General features: G+C 54.6%; 13 protein-coding genes. 9 read left to right on the top strand and 4 right to left on the bottom strand.

The window, feature by feature from the left end; all coding sequences use genetic code 11:
- Positions 1–87 precede the first annotated feature (87 nt).
- Positions 88–759 carry a potassium channel family protein gene (locus tag AC5DDB_RS24075; protein WP_491742310.1) on the top strand — a complete coding sequence of 224 codons (672 nt, stop codon included), beginning with the start codon at positions 88–90 and terminating at the stop codon, positions 757–759.
- 4 nt (positions 760–763) lie between these two features.
- Here the strand turns inward: AC5DDB_RS24075 and AC5DDB_RS24070 are convergent, their stop codons facing one another.
- Positions 764–1,162: a bifunctional nuclease family protein gene (locus tag AC5DDB_RS24070; protein WP_491742309.1), complete on the bottom strand. Its 399-nt coding sequence runs from the start codon at positions 1,160–1,162 to the stop codon at positions 764–766.
- A 178-nt stretch (positions 1,163–1,340) separates the two neighbouring features.
- Here AC5DDB_RS24070 and ftsY point away from each other — a divergent pair, with 178 nt between their 5' ends.
- The 4 genes from ftsY to AC5DDB_RS24050 all read left to right on the top strand — a co-directional run bounded on the left by ftsY (position 1,341) and on the right by AC5DDB_RS24050 (position 5,027).
- Positions 1,341–2,285 (top strand): signal recognition particle-docking protein FtsY, encoded by a 945-nt coding sequence (gene ftsY / locus AC5DDB_RS24065; protein ID WP_491742308.1) that lies wholly within the window; start codon positions 1,341–1,343, stop codon positions 2,283–2,285.
- A 177-nt stretch (positions 2,286–2,462) separates the two neighbouring features.
- Positions 2,463–2,711, top strand: coding sequence for a hypothetical protein (locus tag AC5DDB_RS24060; protein ID WP_491742307.1), 249 nt, complete (start codon positions 2,463–2,465; stop codon positions 2,709–2,711).
- Complete coding sequence (locus AC5DDB_RS24055; RefSeq protein WP_491742306.1) at positions 2,711–3,100, top strand: VOC family protein; 390 nt, start codon at positions 2,711–2,713, stop codon at positions 3,098–3,100. The genes AC5DDB_RS24060 and AC5DDB_RS24055 overlap by 1 nt, the downstream gene beginning before the upstream one ends.
- A 607-nt stretch (positions 3,101–3,707) precedes the next feature.
- Positions 3,708–5,027 carry an HD-GYP domain-containing protein gene (locus AC5DDB_RS24050; RefSeq protein WP_491742305.1) on the top strand — a complete coding sequence of 440 codons (1,320 nt, stop codon included), beginning with the start codon at positions 3,708–3,710 and terminating at the stop codon, positions 5,025–5,027.
- An 89-nt stretch (positions 5,028–5,116) separates the two neighbouring features.
- Here the strand turns inward: AC5DDB_RS24050 and AC5DDB_RS24045 are convergent, their stop codons facing one another.
- Together AC5DDB_RS24045 and AC5DDB_RS24040 are read right to left on the bottom strand one after the other, a co-directional pair.
- Positions 5,117–7,396: a carboxylesterase family protein gene (locus AC5DDB_RS24045; RefSeq protein ID WP_491742304.1), complete on the bottom strand. Its 2,280-nt coding sequence runs from the start codon at positions 7,394–7,396 to the stop codon at positions 5,117–5,119.
- Between the two features lie 219 nt (positions 7,397–7,615).
- On the bottom strand, positions 7,616–9,121 hold the full coding sequence (locus AC5DDB_RS24040) for a pyridoxal phosphate-dependent decarboxylase family protein (protein ID WP_491742303.1): 1,506 nt from the start codon (positions 9,119–9,121) through the stop codon (positions 7,616–7,618).
- A 260-nt stretch (positions 9,122–9,381) separates the two neighbouring features.
- On the opposite strand from AC5DDB_RS24040, the gene AC5DDB_RS24035 reads away from it, so the two are divergent.
- Positions 9,382–12,606 (top strand): protein kinase domain-containing protein, encoded by a 3,225-nt coding sequence (locus tag AC5DDB_RS24035; RefSeq protein ID WP_491742302.1) that lies wholly within the window; start codon positions 9,382–9,384, stop codon positions 12,604–12,606.
- 109 nt (positions 12,607–12,715) lie between these two features.
- Here the strand turns inward: AC5DDB_RS24035 and AC5DDB_RS24030 are convergent, their stop codons facing one another.
- Positions 12,716–13,276, bottom strand: coding sequence for a thioredoxin family protein (locus AC5DDB_RS24030; protein ID WP_491742301.1), 561 nt, complete (start codon positions 13,274–13,276; stop codon positions 12,716–12,718).
- Between the two features lie 159 nt (positions 13,277–13,435).
- On the opposite strand from AC5DDB_RS24030, the gene AC5DDB_RS24025 reads away from it, so the two are divergent.
- Genes AC5DDB_RS24025 through AC5DDB_RS24015 form a run of 3 tightly spaced genes read left to right on the top strand, consistent with a single transcriptional unit; the run spans position 13,436 to position 16,482 of the window.
- The gene (locus AC5DDB_RS24025; protein WP_491742300.1) at positions 13,436–14,218 is read left to right on the top strand and encodes an aldo/keto reductase; all 783 of its coding nucleotides are present in this window, start codon (positions 13,436–13,438) and stop codon (positions 14,216–14,218) included.
- Between the two features lie 3 nt (positions 14,219–14,221).
- Complete coding sequence (gene purM, locus AC5DDB_RS24020) at positions 14,222–15,265, top strand: phosphoribosylformylglycinamidine cyclo-ligase (RefSeq protein ID WP_491742299.1); 1,044 nt, start codon at positions 14,222–14,224, stop codon at positions 15,263–15,265.
- Between the two features lie 59 nt (positions 15,266–15,324).
- Complete coding sequence (locus AC5DDB_RS24015) at positions 15,325–16,482, top strand: sialidase family protein (RefSeq protein ID WP_491742298.1); 1,158 nt, start codon at positions 15,325–15,327, stop codon at positions 16,480–16,482.
- Positions 16,483–16,519: the final 37 nt, after the last annotated feature.

The following is a 16,519-nucleotide window of genomic DNA, read 5'->3' as shown; positions in this document are numbered from 1 at the left end:
ACGGTCATTTGTGTCCGTGAAGGACGAGTGTTCGATCTTCGAAACCGACAATCGAAACAACTCATTCATCTATTCTGAGCAAGTGTTATGCAACGTATTGCAGTCATCGGATTGGGACGGTTCGGAGTCGCGTTGGCTCGGCAACTCACGCGGAGCGGTGCAGAAGTCATCGCCATCGACAACGAAATGAGTTGGGTCAACGAAGTTCAAGACGATGTGGCCGTCGCCGTTCGCGTTGATAGCACCGAGCGTGAAGCGTTGGTTGCTCAGGAAATCGACAAAGTCGACGTGGCTGTTGTCGCCATCGGAGAAAACTTCGAAGCCGCGTTACTGACCACGGTGATTCTCAAGAAACTCGGTGTGCCGAAGATTATCTGTCGCTCGCAGTCGGAATTCCACACGGAAATCTTTCGGCAAATCGGGGCCGATGAAGTCATTCAGCCGGAAATTCAGGCTGGCGAACGTCTCGGACACAGCTTGGCCAATCCGCAGTTGGAAGACCTCATCAGCTTGGGCGAAGGCTACACGCTTATCGAAGTGCGAGCACCAAAAGAGTTCGTTGGTCAAACGATTCGCTCGATCGGCATCCGGCAAAAGTTCGGTGTGAACCTCATTACGATTCGTCGTCCGGTACCGGACAGCACACCGCCTCAATACCACGTCGTCGGTGTTCCGAAACCAGACGAAACGATACGAGAACTCGACATCCTCGTCCTCGTCGGCACCGACGAAGCTTTGGCCCGGTTGCCGAAGGAATAACCGTTCACGCCACTTCGTCGAGTACTTCGCTATCGACGTAGATCGGCAACGGCGGATCGTAATGCACCGCAAGAGCAATGGCATCGCTCGGGCGACTGTCGATCTCGACCAACTCGCCATCTTGCCGCACGCGAATGACGGCGTAATACGTGTGGTCCATCAAATTATTGACGACCACGTCTTCCGCCTCGCCACCCAACTCCTCGATCGTATTCTTGAGTAAATCATGCGTCAGGGGTCGCGGCGGCGGTTCCTCCGTGAAGCGGCGATTGATGCTGGTCGCTTCAAATAGACCGATCAAAATCGGGAATATCCGATCGCCATCGACTTCACGCAGATAGATCAGGTACTGATCCGCGATATCGTTGATGATGATTCGCGCTAGTTCCATCCGGACCAGCATCCGCGTCTCCCCTCAAAAGTCGCTCGGCAAGTTGACTATGTGAAGTTCAAGTATAGACCGCAACCAAGGCGGATGGAAGAACACGCCTGCGGAAACGCATTCGGTTGGCACTTGGCTCGGTGCGAGAGGTGACCTATCATGCGAGCAGACACCTAGAAAATTTTGGGAGCTGGCGGCAATGGGGTTGTTCGACAAGTTAAAGGGCGCGCTGTCCAAGACGAAAACTCTGCTCAATACCGATGTGCGCGACCTGTTCCGCTCGGGGGAGATCCTCGGCGAAACACAGTTGAAGCAATTCGAGAAACGCCTCATCGAATCCGACATGGGCGTGGTCGCGGCGGACAGTATCGTGAGTGAAGTCCGCGAGAAACATGGTGGACGAACCGTCAACGTCGAGGAAATCTGGAACACCGTTCGCGAGCAATTGAAATCGATGCTCAAAGGCGAGGGGGATGTCCGGTACGACGTCAGCGATCCGCTGTCGCCCTTGAAGTTGGCCGACTCCGGACCAACGGTCATCATGGTTTCCGGCGTTAACGGTGCCGGCAAAACTACAAGCATCGCGAAACTGACGAACTTGCTGCAGAAGCAAGGCAAAAGCGTTGTGCTCGCTGCCGGAGACACCTTCCGTGCGGCTGCCGTCGAACAACTTACGATGTGGTCACAACGATTGGGATGCGAAATCGTCACCCGAGACAGCGGCACAGACCCGGCAAGCGTGGCCTACGGAGGGTGTGAGAAAACCCTGGAAACCGGGGCCGACGTGTGCATCGTCGACACCGCCGGTCGTTTGCAGACCGATAAAAACTTGATGCAGGAACTGCAAAAAATTCACCGTGTCGTCGGCAAGAAGATCGAAGGCGCCCCGCACGAGAGTTTGCTCGTGCTCGATGCGACCACCGGTCAGAACGGACTGAGCCAAGCTCGAAACTTCTCCGAAATCGCAGGCTGCACCGGCATTGTCCTCGCCAAACTCGACGGCACCGCCAAGGGTGGTGTCGTCGTCGCCGTCCGTCAACAAATGGGAATCCCCGTCAAATACATCGGCGTCGGTGAAAAAGTCGACGACATGGAACTCTTCGACCCCGACGCCTTCGTCGAAGCGTTGTTCACCACCGCGTGATAAGCCGTCGAATCGACGAAAATCATTTGTTCGAAGGTTTTCAGAACCAACCCTACTGAACATCTTGCTATCATGGTGCGATGTGCTGCTGTCGAGTTTTTCTCACAAAGCGACCCTCCGACGAGGGTCAATCGCCAGAGAAGCGGCTGAACGATCCGGCAAAAGCATGCGGTTTGGATGCCGATCAATTGGGACATCATTAGTTTTTCCGGTGATGGCACACCGTGCGAGATTGCGACATCAGTCGTGAGCCATGACGAGATCAATCCGACCGTCAAGGACGACGCATTTCAGTTGAAGTTGCCGGCCAATACGCTTGTTAGCGACAACGTTTTAGCGACAACGTTCGAGGCGACGACTATATCCTGCGTCCCAACGGTGACCGTCGCATCGCGATCCATCAGTGTGGAGTTGGGAACCCTGTGATGACTGAATCCCCCAAGTTCCAAGCGGCTTTCCCGTATCAAGAAGACGTTTTAGCTCTTCCCGTTACCGACTTGGATATAGCCTCGGAGTGGTACGCGAAGCACTTTGGGATGGTCGAAGTCGAGCGGCATGACGATCCCGTGCCGACGGTGATTTTGGAACGTGACGGAGTTCAACTTGGATTTGCCATCAATGGTGGTGATGCCTCGAATGACGGCGCTGCCATTCTCGTGAGTAACATTCCAGGCATGCGAGCCGAACTCGAAGCGAACAGTGCGAAAGTCGGCGACTGGCGAATCGATGAACGTGACGGCAAAAAGCTCAGGGTGTTCTTCGTCGTCGCCCCCGACGGACTGTGCTACTACTTTCATGAACCGATCTCCGAGTGACGTGCGATTCACTCAATCGCTTCAAATCTCGAGAAACCCGCCCCATCATTGATCACCGGTCAGTCTTGCGGTAATCGGATTTTCGGAAGACCAACTGAGGCGTTCTATCGCGTCTGCCGGAACGGACCACAACCAATCCCAGCCATCGCCCTTGTCCGTTGATCGGAATAAAGTGAAGGTATGCCCTATCTGGTGTCCAAATTTCTAGATCAAGCCAGTTTTCCAAGTCCAAACTGTGGAAAAAAAGCTACGGTTGTTCGTTCGCCTATTGTACTGAAAAGATCCAAGAGAGTTGGCACAACTCACCCAAGGACAATGTACAGGCGTCACGATGGTTTGCCGATCCCGGTCTATGCCGACCTTTGTCATCGGTTTCGTTGTCGGCAGACGCTTGGGTCGTGAATCGGGTTTGGGTTTTGCTTCTTTAGAGTCGGAAAAACGATCGCGTTTCTGCGTCCGCTAGAGACAACGAAGGCCGCGATCACGTTTCGTTAGCGCTTCAGCAGTATCGATAACACCGCAGAGGCAAGTGTCTCGTCAAGCTGAGACAACTTGTACTCCCTGTGGATACCGAAAACCGTGATTCGGTCTAGATCAGGAAGTCATTGTGGCCAATCGCACGCCTACTGTCGTTCAGTCAGTCGCCCTTTCAGCTCTCCGTCCTGGCGTGAAACTACCGGCGCCGATTTACGACGCCCGAAACCCGAGCGTATTGCTATTAGGTTCGGGAATGCGTCTGAGCCCGGACAATCTCGAACGATTGCAAAGCCGCGGGGTGACTCAGGTAGCCATCGAATCTCAGCATCTTGCCGAGATTTGCACGACCCCTTCAGAACCAGAACCTCAGGCGGCCGCGTCGGAAAAATCTGAAAACAAAGGTGGAGCATCCGCTCTCAAAGACTTTCATAAAGTCGCCAACAAACCTCTCAGCAGTCTTGTTCGCAAGCCACCGCGAAACACACCATCTCCCAAGGTTGTGGGTAAGTTCAAGGGGCAACGGAAACAGCACTCAACACAAATTCAGCAGGTTATGGAGTCGGTCAACTTTACGCCTGCTGTGAGTGCTCAACCACTCAAGGGTATTGCGCAGAACTCGATGGAGATGATCATTGATGACGTCGACATCTTCGTCAAATTGGCAATTGAACCACCGGCCGACGCCGCGACGAACGAACATTGTCTTCGAACCGCTCAGCTAGCAATGGCGATTGCCACCATGTTGGAACACACGGTCGACGACATCCAACAACTCGGTGTCGGATGTTTGATCTCACGGGTGGGTATGACGGCAAACGGTCAACGCCTGGTGTCCGAACGACGACACCTTTCTGGTTCGGATCATGTCGAGATTCAGAAAACGCCCTGTCGCACCTTCGACTTGCTCCAAGAGTCACCGGATATGCCGATGGTTGCCCGGCAAGTCGCCTATCAAATGTTTGAACGCTGGGACGGTTCGGGATATCCCCGCGGACGGGCGGGAGTCCAAATTCATCCGTTGGCTTGTGTTGCCGCCGTCGCCGATGTGTATGTGGCGCTTTCGTCACCACGTCCCCACCGACCACCGTTCACTCCGTATGCCGCCATTGAACAGCTAATTGCGGACACTCGTCGGGGATTATTTGATCCCCGTGCTATCCGTGGACTCCTGCGGGTCGTTTGTCTGTTTCCGCTGGGAACCTATGTGGAACTCAACGATGGTACCATCGGCTGCGTCGTGAGGAACAATTCCGAGGCCTATGACCGCCCCGTGCTAGAACTTCTCTGCGACGCACAAACGCGTCCCCAGTCTGGTGAGACCTTGAATCTTCAAGATTACCCCCGACTACGTGTCGACCGCGTCCTAGCCCCCGTCGAAATCGCCGACATCATCCAAGCCTCACAGCGTCACGCCACCGCCACACCGACCGAACTCACTGCCGCTTTGTAGCCGAATCAAGTGATTTCTTTGATCGAAAGATAAGGCGAATTTCGTTAGCAGTCGGCAATCAGATTTTTTCAAAGCACGCGGGTTTCAAATCACTCCACCACGATTTTCGTGTGATACAACCGGCGGTCGTCGGCGCGTTCGCGGTAGTCTTCGAAGAGGGCTTCGAAGGTGGGCTGAGGGAAGTCATTGAACTTGCGGTGGCCTCCCATGCGAACGAGGAGTTTGCGGTCGTAGGCAATGAGTTCCGGGGAAAGCCAGACCGTGTAGAGCTTGGCGGCAGTAGAGAGATTGATGGTGGTGTGGTCCGTGCTACCGTCGAGGATGTCGGCTTTCACGGTAATTGGACGTCGGTTGATGCTCACAGGCAATCCCTCGGCTTCCAACCAGAAGTAGCGGGCTTGGTTGGTGTGAACCAGTTCCGTCGACAGATCCTTCGGTTGTGGCGGGCGACTTTGAAGATCCATCCAATTAAACAGCTGATGAATTTCCTCGTAGAAGGTTTCGTAACCCCGCCCAAGATACTCCGCGACAATCACATCGTATCGGGTGCCGCGTTTGATCATGTTCATCAAGATCTGTGAGTGCTGCGTATCTTGCAGCGACGCCTCCGCGAGTTCCCCAGCAATGATGTACCACGACGTAAGTTCCGCGTTCTCCCACTTCCATTTGCAGTTCTCGCGAAGTCGGCCCGAAATGGGAATCACTCCCGCGAACACATCCGGCCGGGTGAGACCGATATCAAAAGCGGCATCGGCACCCATTCCGTGACCGCTGAGAAACACACGGTCGGTGTCGATTGAAAACCGTTTCGAGGCATCCTGTAGAGACCGCAACACACGACGAAGCGACGTGGTGTTCGCGGAATAACCCGTGACGTCGGTCTCCACGTATTCGGGTGCGATCACGATGTACCCATGCCGGACAGATTGCCCAGGTTGCTTCGCGTTGCCGCCCCACCACATCGTCGACCAACTGCCATCACGTCCCTCGGGATGCAACGCGATGATCACCGGATAGGCGTGATTCGGCGTGTACTCATGCGGCAACAACACGCGATAACGCACCGGCGTGTCGGGGTCGAGTTCGCGAGCGTTGATCAGCAGTGTTTCCAACGGGCGAGCGTTTGGCGTGTCCAACAATGGCGGCAGGTACGGAATCATCTTCACGACAACGTCGATTCCCACACCTTCCAAACTCGACAATTGTTCGATGAGTTCCGCTTCGGTATTCACCTCGTATGTCCGCAGGGCTTCCATCACCAAATACCGCGCCTGCCAAAGTCGCAAGGTGCGGGGCAAGTCGGTCATGGCGTTCGCTCCGCCAATGAGCCACCCCGAATACGCTAGCGCTAACTTCTCTTCCGGTGACAACGTCACGTCGCCTTGCAGGTTCAAGAACGGTTCGAGACGGTACAACCCTTCGAGATCCAACTCACGCCGCACTGCTGCCCGTAACAGTTCAAGTTCGGCTTGCTGATCGCTTTGGGAAACTTGTTGTTGCAATGTCGCGAGACGAGATAGGGCAAAATCATAATTCTCGTAGCGTTGTCGAAGTTTCTCCTGCTGGTCGGTAATTTCCTTCTGAACCGAGGCCCCCAACTGTTTGGGAAATTGCTGAAGCACATAGTTCGCCAACTCATTCTGACCGGCTTGACGTCGCATCCGCAGTTCGGCCAACAACTGACCCGCTTGCACATCGTTCAACTCGCGGCGGACTTCCTCGGCGGTTGGTCGCATCTCGGCGAACTGGCCAATAATGCGATCAAGCATTTTGTCCGCCCGCTGATACATACCCGCTTGCATGTAGAAAATCGCGACGGCCATCAGTTCGTTCGGCTTGTTCTCGTCGATGACCTTTTCGATCATCTTCGACAACTTCTCTTCTTCAAGCGATGTCGTGGCGATCGCGTGTTGCCAATCGAGTTCGGTGAGTGCTTCGATCTGCACATGCTTCGGCGTGATTTGCGTGATGCCCTGCACGACTTTCATCGGACCACGGGCGGTTTGCACTTCGACGGTGCGGCGACCGAATTCGTCAAACCCATCGACCACCCGCGTACTCCCGAGCAAGCCGAACTTGGTGTCGCGTGTTTTTGTACGTTGCGGCAGCGTGAACTTCTCTTGGTTCAAAGTCACACCGGCGGCATCGTCGATGTTCTCGACCTGCCCCTTCGGCACGAGATACCGTCGCAAACCGTCATCGATCATTAGCACGGGGCGATAACTCGTTGGCGAAACGGTCTCCCGCAACAAATCCAACCGCCCGAGTCCCGGCAAATACGCCCAACGACCTTCCAGAATCATGCCGTTGTTCAGACGCACTTCCCCCGCGGACGCCGACTGGGTCAGGCCAATTGCAATGACCGACACCACAACGAGAACCCACAGAATTGCAGAACGCGTCGAGAGGCACCGGCATTGGAGGTCCACTCGTTGTTCGCGGTGCGTCACGACGCACCCTACGATTCTTTTGATCAGATTTCGGAGCTTCATGCTACGCTTTGGCTGAAAAGTCGGTCAGATCCTGGTTAAGAAGGGTTATCCCAATAATACACCAGACCCGCCAAAGTGTGCAGGTGAATTCGATCCTCACGTGGTTGAGAGCAATTGTTGCCCGTTTGACCGCAAGGTCTCTAGCAATTCCGTAAGATGTTCGGGTGTCGTCAGTGGGTTGATGATCGTTACGCGGAGTGCTCCGATCCCATCGGACGCAGTCGGCACCAAGTAGAATCGGCCGGATTCCATCACATCCCGCCGCAGCCGCAAGTTGAAATCTCCCAGAACTTTCGGAGACGCACTCCGCAGCGAATCGGGCACGTGTCGGAACGCGACGATATTGCACTCCGGTTCGTGCAGCGGTTCGAAATCGGGAGCCTCGACGAGCATCTCGTAGAACGTTCTGCCAAGATCGAACGTCGTGTCCACTAAGTCAGCAAACAACTGCCGACCGAACACGCTCCATAATCCCCACAACCCAAGAGCCGCCGAGCGTTTGGTGCATTCGATGGTTTTCAGCCCGCTATCGTACTCCGCGATGTCGCCCTGCGTGGGGTCGAACAGGTACGGGGCATTCTGTTGGAAGGCAGCAAAGCGGTGCTCGCGGTTCCGATAAAACACGAACGCACTGAGCGCGGGCACGAACAACATTTTGTGCGCATCCCAAATGAAACTGTCCGCCCGATGCAACCCCCTCACCAGATGCCCATACTTCGCACTGAATGCCGCCGCCCCGCCGTGAGCCGCATCGACGTGCATCCACACACCATGTTTCTCGCAAACATCTGCGATGTCTTCGAGCGGATCGAACGCCCCGATCGGCGTCGCACACGCACACGCCGCCACCGCAATCACCGGGCGACCATCGCGTTTTAACGCAGTGAGTTGTTCGTCAAGCCGATTGGGGTCCATTCGGCGACGATCGTCCAAGGCCGCTTTGACCACTTGATCCGTGCCCAACCCCAGAATCCCCGCCGATCGGGCGATGCAATAGTGGGCTTCCGCGTGCGATACCAATACTGGCGAGCAGTCCTGCGGAATGCCGGTCTGCCAAGAGTTCGGCAACGCCACGTTCCGAGCCGTCAGTAAGCTCGTCAGGTTCGCCAGCGATCCGCCATGAGTGACGAACCCCGTGAATTCGCCGGGCGTCAGACCGACTTCCGCGCCTAAGCGTTCGACCATTGCGACTTCCACGGACGACGCGAACGGCCCCATCTCGTAAATAGCCATCACCTGATTCGTGACCGCTCCGACGGCATCGAACAATCCCGCGATCGGCACCGACGCCGGAACTTGATGCCCGACGTACCGTGGGTGATGCAAATTCTGCCCGCGATCGAGAATCGTCTGCACCGCCGCCGTGAACGAATCCAATGGCGTTTTTTGATTCCCGTCGACACCATTCAGAAGCGAGTTGGCGACCGCGATATTCTCGGCCGGCGTGTTCCAATTCAGTACCGCTGTCTCGCCGCCTTGGATCGACCGCAAGTGGGCCGTCAGTTGCTCCACCATCCGCCCACCCAGCGTGGCAAACAACTCCGGATCAAACGCCGCCCGAATCCGCTCCCCTGCCCCCGTCTCCATAAGTGTTCCCGCCACAATAACACGTTCCAGTCAACCCGCATCATAGACGAACCCAACTCAGAAGAACAATTTGACGGGGCTCAATACCATCAAGTCTCGCAGGCTCGCTCATTACCTGGTTTTGTCTGCACCAGGATCGGTTAGAATGCTGGGGTTGCGACCCAGCCTACATGGCTGCGCTCGTTGATTACGTAATTCCATTTTGAAACCGAGCGACGGAATGGTAAAACGCTTGAGTATGGATTGATGCGTTCTAGATTCATGCGAGCAATACAATGACTGTCAAAGTTCGATGTCCCAACCCCGATTGTCGTGCGCCGACACAAGTCACTCGAAGGAACCTGGGAAAGCAAGGTCGCTGCCAACAATGTGGAAAAACATTTACGCTAGTCGCTAGTCGCCAGAAGTCTCGGGAGCACGCGCAATCGGTTGGACCAAAGCTTGAAGCCACTACCTCGAGCGAAACAACTTTTGGCCGATTCGAAGTTAAGAAGCGCTTAGGGGCCGGCGCATTCGGTGCCGTGTATCTGGCCTATGATCCACAACTTGAACGCGATGTCGCGCTCAAAGTGCCACATGTTGAGCGGATCAAGAATCCACAGTTTGTGAAGCGATTTCTCAACGAAGCCAAAGCCGTAGCTCGGCTTCAGCATCCGTATATTGTCCCGGTTTTCGATGCATCAGGCAGTGGCAAGCAACTCTTTATTGCCTCGGCATTCATCGTAGGTACGACTCTGGAAGAACATCTTGGACGAGAAACCTTCGATTTTCGGGAGACGGCTCAAATTGTGATGTGTCTTGCCGAAGCACTGACCTATGCACACAAACAAGGCATTGTGCATCGTGATGTCAAACCCGCCAACATCATGTTAGACGAACAAGGTGAACCTCATCTAATGGACTTCGGATTGGCGCGGTTGGAGACATCTTCCGAGAAGCTAACACATGACGGAAGCATCCTAGGTACGCCAGCATACATGGCACCAGAACAAGCACGAGGAGCAACCGATGAGGTCGGTGCTTTGAGTGACCAATATGGCCTCGGCGCCACGCTCTATGAGATGTTGACGGGCGACCTCCCGTTCCGTGGTCCGACCGAAGTTGTAATCTTTAACGTTATTCACGAGGATCCGCCAGCACCGCGAGATATTCGCAAGACTATTCCCGATGATCTCAACACCATTTGCTTGAAAGCAATGGCAAAGCAACCACGAGAACGTTACACCAGCTGCAATGAGTTTGCGGTCGATCTTCGTCGGTGGTTGGACGATGAACCAATTGCCGCCCGACCGCTCAACCGATTTCAACGATTGATTCGTTGGAGCAAGCGGGAGCCGCTCGTTGCTGGTCTAACAATTGCGGTTTTCGTCGTGACGTTGCTTGGGTTTGTTGGGGTCTCTGCGCAGTGGCGTAAAGCGCGACGCGAAGCGCTGATTGCTAGCAATCTCAACGAAAGACTCGAAGAGAGACAACTTGAATTGAAGTCGACCAATCAGGCCAAGGAACGACAGCGTGTCGAAGCTATCCGACAGCGTGATCTGGCATTGCACAATTCCTATGCGGCAATGATCGGTCTCGCATTTGTCGAAGCCAATAAACGGGACTCGGGAACCACCCCGATCAAAAAAGCATTGCAAGACTATTTGGCAAGGTCCGCACCGCCAGACCTACATCGGCAACTATCCGGCTGGGAATGGCACTATCTCAATTCCGCGAACAAAAAACCGGTCTCGCAGTTTGTGATTCCAAAAAAGAAACCTCCCATACCAAGCCCAGGCATTCAGTACATCGCATTACCCTCCCCTGGTCAAATCGAGATTCGAGATGCACGAACCGGAAAAACGGTCAATAGGCTGACCGGCGTGGATAACCAGATATCGTGGAGTTCGGACGCGAGAAAGATTGTCGCTGTTGATCGAGACGATAGCCGTCGACTCAAGATATTCGACGTTTTGACCGGTCGACTTCTTCGTGAATTCAGCATTGCAACGGGTGATCCAAAGTGGATCTATTGGAGTCCAGATCAGCGGCTCCTCCTCACGAGATACACAGACTCAGTTTCCGTTTGGAGTGCGATCGATGGAGCGCTCGTTCGCTCAATCTCAACTTCAAAGTCTACTCGAACTGCTACTTGGCACCCGGATGGCAGCAAAATTGCCGTTTCATTCACAGGAGACAAAGGCCCAAGACTCGAACGCGTTGCGATCTACGACGTGCAAACGGGTGATGAACTGAAATCTATTTCAGGGTCGGACTTTGCCGCAACGATGGCTTGGAGTTCTGACGGGAAGTATTTCGCCTATTGTGATCGATACGTTAGTCCTTCGAATACTTGCGTGCTCGAAACCGCAGGCTGGCAGACGTTAGCCAAGTTAACAGGTGGAGGGCATTATCTTCACTGGCATCCTCAGAAACCCTGGCTAGCCACAATTAGTGGTTCGTACAGCAACAGTTTGAGGATCCATGTGATACCGAAGATGGCCGAATACAGATTTCAATTCCTCTCCAATCTCACAGATATAAGATGGAGTCACGATGGAAACCAGCTGTTGACCATTTCCGGCGCTGCCTCAGGTTCGACGACTCGCACGTTTGAGGTCTGGGATGATACCGCCACACACTCCCATATTCTAAAACTCCGGGCAGACGATACGAAAGCAAAAGGGATATTCAGTTGGAGCCCCGACGGTCAAAGATTTGCAGTCGTTGGCAAAAGGTCTGAAATTACCGTTTACGAAGTTTCGAATTACGAACCAACCACAAAGTTGCAACTTGATCTGCAAGAACCGGTCTGGAGCAGTTGGAGCGCAGACGGCCAAACATTTGCCGTTGCAACAAGCGGCCAAATACTGATTCTCGACGGGCAGACCTTTCAACAGCAAAGAACGTTGGAAATAACGGATGGCGAATTGACCTGTGCGACCTGGTCAGCCGGGACGAATCGAATTGCCTTCGGGTCATCAATGGGAACTATTGATATTTGGGATACACAATCCAGCAATGTGCGGCAGTTACTCAGTGGGGATGGCGAAGCGATCAGCGATATCGACGCCGACAAGACTGGTCGACTCGCAATTGGGGACCGTGGGGGAACTGTTCGAATTGTGCCTGATGTTGGTCAAGGCAAAATCATCACGCTTGCTCAAGACTTGGGACGGATACAATCCGTTTCGATTGATCCGGACGGTCAACGTTTAGCGAGCCTCAATTCAAATGGAGTCATTACCCTGTGGAACCTTACAGATGGTGAGAAGTTGCTTCATTGGCCAGCCCACGAAAGTGGCGCGTCGGAACTTGACTGGAGTTCTGATGGAAGTCGCCTGGCTTCCGCCGGCGGTTCATCAAATTCCGTGCGGATTTGGGATCCGAATGTCGGGCTTGAGTTAATGAGATTCGAAGATCTCAACCCGGTTTGGTGGTGTCGATGGAGCCCCAGCGGTCGTCGGCTGGCCATTGGTTTCATTCAGGATAAGATTGAAATAATAGCGTCATCCGATTGAGCATAAAATCTAGTCTCGTCGGCTGGGTCATGACCCAGCTTTGCTTGTATTGGGATTGGTTGGAATGCTGGGTCGCGACCCAGCCTACGGGACTACCAGACGACAAGACTTAATCCCCGTGTTTTTCGCGGAGTCGTCCCGATGTTCTTAGCATGTGCTGGATGCGTTCGAATTCGTCGAGCCACTCTTGAGTAACGGTTTTCAAGAGTTCGTCGCCTTGGCTCACGATGCCGGTCGAGCAGGCGGCTCCGGAACATTCGGCGGCCATCTTGCGGTACTTGGCGAGTGTGCGGTCTCCGTAGCGACCGCAGATGAAGTTGTCTTCACTGAGGAACAACACGCTTGGCACACGGGCGGCTCCGCAGGTTTGCAGGATTTCCGCCAGATCGGGGTTGGCGTCGCGATCGTAAAACCGCAGCTGAATTTTGTCCGTCGCCCCGGCGAAGTGGTCGAAGATCGGGCACTGATTGACACAATCACCACACCACGCACCGGCGAGCACCAGCACTTTCATCTCCCGCACGAACCCCGCGAGCAATTCCTTTTGAGCGGCGGTTAGACTAACCTCCTCATGGACGGCCTGCCAACGCGATTGGTCCTTGGTGTTGCCGTACTGTTCGAGAAACGCGGAGTAAGTTAACCCCTGATCAAATTTTTCGCCGTAGTTCACAGTTGAGTCCTTCGTAATGTTTGGGTGCCACAGCTCAGTGAGCCATGCGATCGATGCGAATGGAAATAGACGGCTCACAGAGGCGGGGCACACGTTGGTAATGTCTTTTCTGAACTATGACGATCGTGGGAACTCGGTCAAGGGTAGGGAGTTGGATTGATGCAGGCCCGGCCATTGGGACGCACCGGTTTGAAGGTTTCGCCGATCGGGTTCGGAGCGTTCAAGATCGGACGAAATCAGAACATCAAATACCCGACCGGTTACGATCTGCCCGATGACGCCGCTGCCGGTCGGATTCTCAATGCCGTCCTCGATGCGGGTATTTCGTACATCGACACGGCTCCCGCGTATGGAGTGAGCGAGGAACGCATCGGGCGACATTTGGCGAGTCGTCGCGAGGAATTCGTGTTGTCTTCGAAGATCGGCGAGAACTTCGAGAACGGCGTGAGTACTTACTCGTTCGACGCCAAATCCATTCGGGACAGCATTGAACGCAGTCTGCAGCGGCTGGACACCGATCGGTTGGACATCGTGTTCATTCACTCGAACGGTGCCGACTTGGACATCCTCCATAATACCGATGCTGTTCCAACCTTGCAGGATCTCAAGCAAGCCGGAATGGTGCGGGCGATTGGACTTTCCGGCAAAACGCCCGCGGGTGCAGAAGCGGCATTGGATTGGGCCGACGTGCTGATGATTGAATATCACCTTGAAGACCGCTCTCACGAAGATGTGCTGCGCCGTGCGGCCGATGCGGGGATTGGCGTTGTCATCAAAAAGGGTTTGGCTGCCGGACATCTCTCCGCGGACGAAGCACTCGGGTTCCTGCTTTCCGATGCCGGGATCGGTAGTGTGGTCGTCGGCAGCTTGAATCTCGACCACATACAAGCGAATATCGCAATTGCGAATCGTGTTGACCAAGAACTCTCAACCACTGAATAAGCCATGTCCCCCGTTACTTACAAAGATTCCGGCGTCGATCTCGAATTGTACGACCAAGCCATGCAGCGGTTGCCAGGTTTGATGGCTCGCACCAAGACGCCGCGTGTAATGGACCTGACCGGCGGATTTGCGGGCCTATTCCGCTTGCAGGGGGACGGTCACAAGTACGAAGACCCGGTGCTCGTCTCGGGCACGGATGGCGTGGGCACCAAGTTGAAAGTCGCAATCGTTGCCGGTCAGTTCAAGACAGTGGGCATCGATTTGGTGGCAATGTGCGTCAACGATTGCCTGTGTTTAGGGGCGGAACCGCTGTTCTTTCTCGATTACATCGCCCTGGGAAAAGACGATCCGAATCTGATCGCCGATCTCGTCGAAGGTGTGAGCGAAGGTTGCACGCAAGGAGGGATGGCACTTCTCGGCGGTGAGACGGCGATCATGCCGGATGTGTACGCAACCGGCGATTTCGACATGGCCGGCTTCGCGGTCGGCGTGGCGGAGCGGTCACAACTGATCGACGGATCAGCCATCCAACCCGGCGATGTGGCCATCGGGCTGGCCGCCAATGGATTTCACTCGAATGGTTTCAGTCTGCTGCGGAAAGTCGTCTTCGAACGAGCCGGTTTGAAAGCGGCGGATACGATCGATTCACTTGGCTGCACCGTCGGCGAGGCGTTACTGCGACCGACAACGATTTACGTTCCGCCGGTGCGGTCCGTGCTGGAAAGTCACCGCGAACACGTCCACGGCATGGCCCACATCACCGGCGGCGGGTTGGCGGAAAACATCGAACGCATCCTGCCGGAGAACACACAAGTTACGCTGAACCGATCCGCTTGGACGCCTGCGGATGTCGACGATTGGCTCGTCTCGCTCGGCCACATCGAACCCGCTGAAATGGACCGCGTGTTCAATCGGGGCGTCGGATTCGTACTGCTCGTGTCGAAAGATTCCGCTGACGGTGTCCTCGCGACGCTCAAAGAGCAAGGAACCACCGCGTGGCAAATCGGCGAGGTCAGTTCCGGCGAACGCAACGTCAAAATTCGATGACACACTCGGAGCGATTCAAGCTCATCGCACCGCATTTTTGTAGGAAACACGAGGCTAAAATGTTTCGATCACATTCCCTCCTCAGCGTGTTGGTTGGCTTCTGCTTACTGTCGCCGAGTCTCGAATCCTTCGCAGCTGACCCGGTGCAACGGAATGTGTTGTTGCCGCCAACGAAAAGCAATCCGCGTAACAGCGAAGGCGATGTGATCGAACTCAAAGACGGTCGCGTGTTGCTAGTTTACACGCACTTCACCGAAGGCGCTGGCGATCATGCAAAAGCCCATCTCGCGGGTCGATACTCCAGCGATGGCGGCGTGACTTGGACCAAAGAAGATCGACTCATCGTCGATAATGAAGCCGGCATGAATGTCATGTCGGTTTCGCTATTGCGGTTGGCAGACGGACGCATTGCGTTGTTCTATCTTCGCAAGAACTCGACCAAAGATTGCGAACCGATCTTCCGCATTAGTGAAGACGAAGCGGAATCGTGGAGCGAGCCTATGGAAGTCATCCCGGACGAAGATGCCGGGTATTATGTCCTGAACAACGATCGAGTCATTCAATTAAAAAGCGGACGCCTCATTGTGCCGCTGGCTCAGCACTACGGAACCGATTGGCCACGTTGGCGTGGTGACGCCGACATGGTCTGTTACCTCTCCGATGACGCAGGCAAGACCTGGAAACGTAGTCAAATGGCACCGACTGCCGAGCCATTTCAAGGACGAGCCGTGGTTGCTCAGGAACCCGGTGTGGTCGAGTTGGCTGACGGGCGAGTACTATTGTGGTGCCGCACAAATGCCGGAAGCCAGTACATCTCCTACTCCGACGATCAAGGCGAGAGTTGGTCGCAACTCAAACCTTCCAACATGATTTCACCACTCTCACCTGCAACCATCGAACGCATACCTGCATCGGACAAGCTATTGCTCGTATGGAACGATCACAGTGAAATCCCCGCCAACTTGCGAGGAAAACGCACGCCGTTGTCAGTCGCGGTTTCCTCAGATCATGGTCAAACTTGGCAGCATACCAAAGTCTTAGAAGACAACCCGAACGGTTGGTACTGCTATATCGCCATGGACTTCGTCGACGACCACGTCTTGCTAGCCCATTGCGCCGGTGACCGCACACAGAACAATGGCCTTGCACTCACTCAAATCACTCGGTTTCCGATTGCTTGGCTGGTCAAGCAAAATAACAGTGCCGCATCTGAGTGAGTTTCACCGATCTAGTCACTGAAAAGTCGGGCTGGCA

It is taken from the genome of Thalassoroseus sp. (assembly GCF_984380535.1).
Note: the sequence above shows the minus strand (reverse complement) of the source record. Positions and strands in the feature narration are given on the sequence as shown.

Excerpts from the sequence above, each read along its gene's own strand:
- AC5DDB_RS24075 (WP_491742310.1), top strand. The coding sequence starts at position 88 with ATGCAACGTATTGCAGTCATCGGATTGGGACGGTTCGGAGTCGCGTTG.
- AC5DDB_RS24025 (WP_491742300.1), top strand. The coding sequence starts at position 13,436 with ATGCAGGCCCGGCCATTGGGACGCACCGGTTTGAAGGTTTCGCCGATC.
- AC5DDB_RS24015 (WP_491742298.1), top strand. The coding sequence starts at position 15,325 with ATGTTTCGATCACATTCCCTCCTCAGCGTGTTGGTTGGCTTCTGCTTA.
- AC5DDB_RS24060 (WP_491742307.1), top strand. The coding sequence starts at position 2,463 with ATGCCGATCAATTGGGACATCATTAGTTTTTCCGGTGATGGCACACCG.
- ftsY (WP_491742308.1), top strand. The coding sequence starts at position 1,341 with ATGGGGTTGTTCGACAAGTTAAAGGGCGCGCTGTCCAAGACGAAAACT.
- AC5DDB_RS24070 (WP_491742309.1), bottom strand. The coding sequence starts at position 1,162 with ATGCTGGTCCGGATGGAACTAGCGCGAATCATCATCAACGATATCGCG.
- purM (WP_491742299.1), top strand. The coding sequence starts at position 14,222 with ATGTCCCCCGTTACTTACAAAGATTCCGGCGTCGATCTCGAATTGTAC.
- AC5DDB_RS24055 (WP_491742306.1), top strand. The coding sequence starts at position 2,711 with ATGACTGAATCCCCCAAGTTCCAAGCGGCTTTCCCGTATCAAGAAGAC.
- AC5DDB_RS24035 (WP_491742302.1), top strand. The coding sequence starts at position 9,382 with ATGACTGTCAAAGTTCGATGTCCCAACCCCGATTGTCGTGCGCCGACA.